Source organism: Pedobacter sp. MC2016-24, assembly GCF_015223055.1.
Taxonomy (GTDB): domain Bacteria; phylum Bacteroidota; class Bacteroidia; order Sphingobacteriales; family Sphingobacteriaceae; genus Pedobacter.
In genome coordinates, this window is record NZ_JADFBX010000001.1 from 1,284,547 (window position 1) to 1,290,546 (window position 6,000).

The following is a 6,000-nucleotide window of genomic DNA, read 5'->3' on the forward strand; positions in this document are numbered from 1 at the left end:
CAGTCCAAATGGAAAAAATAGAAAACAATACCGCTGATTATTATCGCAATTACTTAAAAGACTTAAAAAACAGTTCCGATAGAAGTTTAAAATTCAATTTCAAGTTCACCAACCTAGATGAAGGAGATTTCACCATTAATGGTAATGGATTAAATGAAGAATACTATGGTTCCTTTAAGCTAAAATATCCCAATGATTTCTGTTACCTAAATATTGAAGCCATTAATTTCAGTTTTCAAAAATTTGGAAAGGAATTACATTTCTGTCCGTTTAAAGAACAAATAGAGTATTTAGAATCACTAAAAAATATAATTGAAAATTAATGTCCTCAGAGAAAAGTAAATGGTGGAAAACACCCCCTTATTCTAATGTTGTTGGCGGTTTAATTCTTGCGGCCATTCTTGGACTCATCAAAGTATTTTATGATTGGTATACTAAAACAGAAATCCTATCCACTTTTAACGAATGGAAGAGTTTTATAGTTGAAAGCCTTCTTTCACTGGTCAATTACCCAATTAAACTATGGTGGATTTTCACCTTTATATTTACAATCTCAATACTAGTATTTATAATTAGACTACTGTTTGGAGATCGGGATCAAAAATCTGATGATAAAACCCCAATAATTCACGTTGACAACTACTATCAATTGCAAACAAAATCTGCATTAAATAGGAAACTGGAATATAAAGCTGCCAAATTTGGAGACTATATTTGGAGGTGGGAATGGATATTAAATGATCTTATTCAAGATTATGAGGTAAAAAAGATTGTGCCTTGCTGCCCCAAATTAGAATGTGAAAATGAAATTATGGATCTAAACCTCAGCGAATTGGCTTACACCTGTCCAAAATGCAGAAAAACTTACATTATTAATGTATCCAGTACCCAAGTAAGGAAAATGGTAGAAGTTGAGGGAGAGAAAAGATTGTCACCATATTACGAAACTCTTAAAAAGATGCAGAGCAGGTAGTTAATCCTCTACCTCGAAATCATCAACCCCCATCATAGGGTGCATAGTTAACCCCTGATCTGTCCAATATTGGTACGCATCAACAAAGACATCTTTTCCAATTTGTTCAGGGAATTTACTTACATGTTTAATCTTACCAGATAACAATTGATCTGGTATACCATCAGGAAATGCTGCGCACGTGTTATCATCTCCATTAAAATGAAGGCATTTACTACAGTATCTGGTATTTTTATCTTGTTCCATATTTATAAATACCTTCATTAATTAGTTAAAGCAAAATATCGATCAAAAAATTCTACAATATAACTAGGTAGATCAGGGTCTTTCTTAGTATACATCAAAAAGGTTTCAGCAAAGAACTCCTCTTTACTTGTTGATCCGTAATAACTTACCTTGTAAATATCGCCATTACTTTTTGCTTTAATATAATTACGATACGCTTCTTTATTCAAATCCTTTGCCAAATCATTTAATTGACCATTAGCACCTAACATTTTCTTGTTAACACCTCTAATCCCATTAATCCCCCCTGTCAGCTGGTCATTCATTATATGCCCGTATTCGTGGATTACTGTATCAGAAATGAAGCTTTCTTCACTGTAATGCACTGTGAACCTGCTATATTTCTGTTGCTCATACATTTGAGCCAACTGCTTCTGCGTTGAATAGATTTGTGGTCTGCCCTTTAATATTTCAATGTTTTTAGCAATTATATCTCTATATCCAACCTCATACTTTTGATATGCAGCGTTAGCTGTCTTCATAGTTTTAAAAATGGAATGATTAACACTTAATCCCTGAAAATTGGCACTCATTAATGCTCTAGCTGACTTTGGGCTATTACCAATTATTGATAAGGGTCTTAATCCATATTGCTTTTTAAGGTCAAATAGTGTCTTATTTACTTCATTAACCACATTAACATCCTTGATCCAATTATAGTTCGCTTCCTTTGTAAACCCATTATCCACAGCATATTGAATACCATCTTTTACTGTATCAACAGCTTTAAACACATTTAAATCTTCAATTAAAATGGGCTGTTTTACTGGCTTAAGTTTAACAGGTTTTTTTACTGGTGTTGGATTGTTAACACCTTGTTGTACCACTTCAGATGCAGGAATGAACCCAACAGTACACCTGCAATTACAAATATTATGTGCTTTGGCTCCTAGACTTGAATCCCCAGGTTGCATCATCTTTTCACCACCCACTATAAATGGTTGATCCATTGGGATCGGAGCAGAATCCACCATACCTGCGTGTGCATCTCTAGTTCGGTTATCGCCACTTCTTGCAATCCACTTTTTATATAGCACTAAACCACTCGATTTGGCAGCGTAAACAGCACCAAGGTTAGATCCTACTGCATTTTCAGTACGGGCAATGAGCAATGCTCTCTTTTTAGTGTCGATGGCATCAGCCTTTTGCATTATTAGAGTGGCAACCTGCTTATGACTCAACTGTTCATTTACTGATTGCTCCATTACCTGGCGGATCTGATCTTTGGTGGTCTTGGTAACACCACTTACTTTTTTAGCACAATCTTTTGATTGAGTGAATCTTAGAAATTCTTGTTTCCAATAATTGATATGATCTGGTGCAGGTTCTGGTGTTGGGACATACTGCTTTGGCTTTTTGGCTTTAGTCTGTAATATGAATGATGAATGCTTTTGCTTTGGTAATGATGATGCAACCATCTTAGCTGTTGCTATACCTATACTATTATATATACCAATCAGAATATCCAATGTATCCGATTCATTAACTAATAGATCAATTGGAATAGATGGATTATTTAAGTACTCTTTTGCAGCATTTGCATAAATAGACTTAAAACCACGTAAAATTATCTGATATGATAATCTTTCGTATTTTTTAATAAGGGCATTATATTGCCTATAATACTGTTTATGATTCATCCGAATTCAGTATTAAAGCTTATTGATAATCGGATAAATCTTGTTTACCTGTATCTATTTGTATTGATAATTCGTCAATAGGTACTAATCCTTGTGGCATATACACCTTATCCATTGCAGGATCTGGTAGTGTACCATATTTAACTGCTGCACGCTTCTCATTAGGTGTTAACCAATATTGCTGTGCCAATTGTGCTATCAGCTTATCCATATCAGTAGCCAATTCAGGGAGAACAGATATATCAAAGTCAATAAAATACTGTTTACCATCAGCTTTACTATAAGCAGGTACTAACCATTTATTTAAATTGTCCCTTAGCTCGGTAATCAGTGGTACAACTGTATTGAATACCATTGATTTTACGGCCTGTTCATAATTGGAATACGTTTTCTGCGTATCATCACCTAACAATAAAGAAGGAAAACCATACAAATTACATAGGTCACGTAAGTTTAAACCCATTGATTCAAGGATTTGTAATTCATCACTAGGTTGACCAAATTGAGTCCATTTTAGTTCGCTGGCCACAATCATTATCTCTCCAGTCTCAGCGTTTTTGAACCTGTCCTTTAATTGTTGCAATTGCTCTGGGCTTTCTGATCCCGTAGCAGATAGCATACCATAAGCACCTCTATTAGCCATTACGGCACCCTGCGTATTATATGCCTCATTATTCAATGACATTACTTTAAGTCCTGCCCTTAATGGACTCATACCATATACATTTTGAGAGCTTGAAAAGTCAGGGTTCCAGTATTTCAGGTGCAAAACATTTTCCTTTTCTAGCCTCTGATTATTACCAATTAAATTATAATATTCAACCTGATTATTGTTACTTACAATATTCATTAATTGAGCAGGTAATGCTGTAAGGGATATAATTTTATCCTTATTTACACCAAATTCTGGCATTGCACCATATATGTAGCTATTACCTGTTACAAGTTTATAGCCCACAACTTCCTTTACAAAATCAGACCACCCCTGATTTGGATTTGGTTGATCCAAAATGCTCATTATCGGGTGACTATCTACCTCCTTCATTGATGTAGATTTGCATTTAAATGCTTCCGCACTCATCAGGTTATTACTGCTGCTGAAAGACTTATACCTTTTAAAATCTTTGTGCTTATCCTTTTCAATCGTATATAGATAAAATGGCACTGCTGCAATCTTATCGGATATTTGCTTTACTATACTATATATTACTGGATTAGAGGTATACCCATTAGTGATGTACTGAGTACTATTGTCCGAAAACCAGTTAACCCCACCCGTACCTATCAATGGATATACTATTGGTGCTGTTTGTGCCTTTGCCTGTACTGGTTCAGGTGCTTGTTTATTGTTGGTGTAAAAAAAGTAGTCTAAAAATCCCACTGCTCATTGTTTTATTCTTTTGTTATTATCCCTGATTCAACAGGGTATATTTTATAAATAGTCCCTTTAAACAAAAAAGAACGGTTGTTTCAATTCCAAAAATTCACGCATTATTAAACTGTCACTGAAATCGGGTGAATGCCCTATGATTGATTTGATGATATCCTTAGATACTACCTCTAATTTCCCTGTGTCATTATCCATATTACACCGTTTCAACTGCTCCAATTCAAGTATTATGTCTTGCTTGTATCGCTGATCTTTGATGTAATAACCACCTTCTTTCGCCCTGTCACACCATTTGTAGATGCATTGAGTTTTAAGATTTTTATAATTTTCGTTATTAAGTGCTTTAGCCCCATTGTTGAATGCTTTTGCACCTTGTAAGAATCCACCAACGAATGAACCAACGCCATCAGCATCATATACAATTCTGGATTTAGGTACTCCATAGGTGTTCGCCATTGATTCAATTGCATCAATGACTTCTTTACCATCAGATTTAGGAATTACTTTAATATTCTCTGCAATTAAACCAGACCAGTAGGTTAACACCATCTTATCAGCACCCTGCATAGCAATATCTGCTGTAATTGCTTTCTTAGAATTGTCTGGTGGTATGTGGGTATTATTGAATAGATCCAGTATTTGATCAAAACTTAACAGTGTTGAAGGGTCATTATCATAATCCCAATTTCCAAACAATAATCTTTGCTTAGATGCCTGATCTAGGGTATGTAATGAATCAATATAATGCTGTGATATGTAAGGATTATCTGTTACAAGAGCCTGTACAAACCGCTTATATGACTCAATTGAGCCATCATTTTGTTTCTTATAAAACTCACTGTAAACCCAATTTTTAGAGGGGTTACAAGTACCTAGAATCTTTGGAATGATACCGAATTCATCTAATTTATACCTGATACGTGACTTCACTATCAACCACGCTTTCTCGCTGATCTGGTTACATTCATCAATGAATGCACCTGTAATCTCCAATGAACCTAATGAATCAAAATTTGGATCTGATGGATAGGTGAATAAGTCTTTAAGTATGATTTCAGATCCATTGAAAAACCTGATTACTCCTGATTGTTGATTGTAGTTAAAATGCTCACTAGGTAATAATCCCTGTAATTTACACACATCGAATAAGCTGTTTAATGTGGTTTCTTTAAGGCTTTTTAATTTTGACCTACCTATCAGGTATCTACTACCTTTATATTTTAAGCAGTTTTTCAATACCCAATAACATCCAAGAAATGACTTTGCACTACCTGCACCACCACCAAAAACTAATTCAGTGGTAACATTATCTTCTAACAGGTCTAATGCAATGGTTTGTTTAATTGTAAGATTCAATTATTCAGAATCCTTTCTATAAGTTTTCACCTCATTCCAAGTGATTTTGTCACCTTGAGTGGTATGATCTATCTCCTGTCTATCGCTCCATTTGTACTTGTTTTTCAGAACGAATATTGCAATAGCACTGTTAACCTGGTTGGTTAATGCTTGTGAAAGTAGGTTAGCTTCAATTTTGGCTTCAATCCTTTTTATAGCTTGGGAAACGATCTTATCCCCATCAAATTTTGCTATCCAATCAGTCCAGATGCTATTGTACAGCCCAAGATTAGCTAAAGCAATGCCCAGATATACAATCTTATTACCTTCTACATCATTGAAAATCTCATCTAAATGATCTAAAACTATATCCTTTG

General features: G+C 34.8%; 7 protein-coding genes. 2 read left to right on the forward strand and 5 right to left on the reverse strand.

Features of this window, described 5'->3' with window-relative positions:
- Nucleotides 1–8 precede the first annotated feature (8 nt).
- Both IM797_RS05570 and IM797_RS05575 read left to right on the forward strand, forming a co-directional pair.
- A complete protein-coding gene (locus tag IM797_RS05570; RefSeq protein ID WP_194126087.1) occupies nt 9–323 on the forward strand; it encodes a hypothetical protein in 315 nt (104 codons plus the stop codon).
- Complete coding sequence (locus IM797_RS05575) at nt 323–973, forward strand: hypothetical protein (protein ID WP_194126088.1); 651 nt, start codon at nt 323–325, stop codon at nt 971–973. Before IM797_RS05570 ends, IM797_RS05575 begins: the two co-directional genes overlap by 1 nt.
- On the opposite strand, the gene IM797_RS05580 is transcribed toward IM797_RS05575, so the two are convergent.
- The 5 genes from IM797_RS05580 to IM797_RS05600 form a co-directional block, all read right to left on the reverse strand.
- Nucleotides 974–1,219, reverse strand: coding sequence for a hypothetical protein (locus tag IM797_RS05580; protein ID WP_194126089.1), 246 nt, complete (start codon nt 1,217–1,219; stop codon nt 974–976).
- 17 nt (nt 1,220–1,236) lie between these two features.
- Nucleotides 1,237–2,898, reverse strand: a complete 1,662-nt coding sequence (locus IM797_RS05585; RefSeq protein WP_194126090.1) for a phage minor head protein — start codon at nt 2,896–2,898, stop codon at nt 1,237–1,239.
- A 19-nt stretch (nt 2,899–2,917) separates the two neighbouring features.
- Nucleotides 2,918–4,279, reverse strand: coding sequence for a phage portal protein (locus tag IM797_RS05590; protein WP_194126091.1), 1,362 nt, complete (start codon nt 4,277–4,279; stop codon nt 2,918–2,920).
- Between the two features lie 66 nt (nt 4,280–4,345).
- On the reverse strand, nt 4,346–5,644 hold the full coding sequence (locus tag IM797_RS05595; protein WP_194126092.1) for a phage terminase large subunit: 1,299 nt from the start codon (nt 5,642–5,644) through the stop codon (nt 4,346–4,348).
- A partial coding sequence (locus IM797_RS05600) for a terminase small subunit (RefSeq protein ID WP_228098720.1) occupies nt 5,645–6,000 on the reverse strand: 356 nt, incomplete at its 5' end.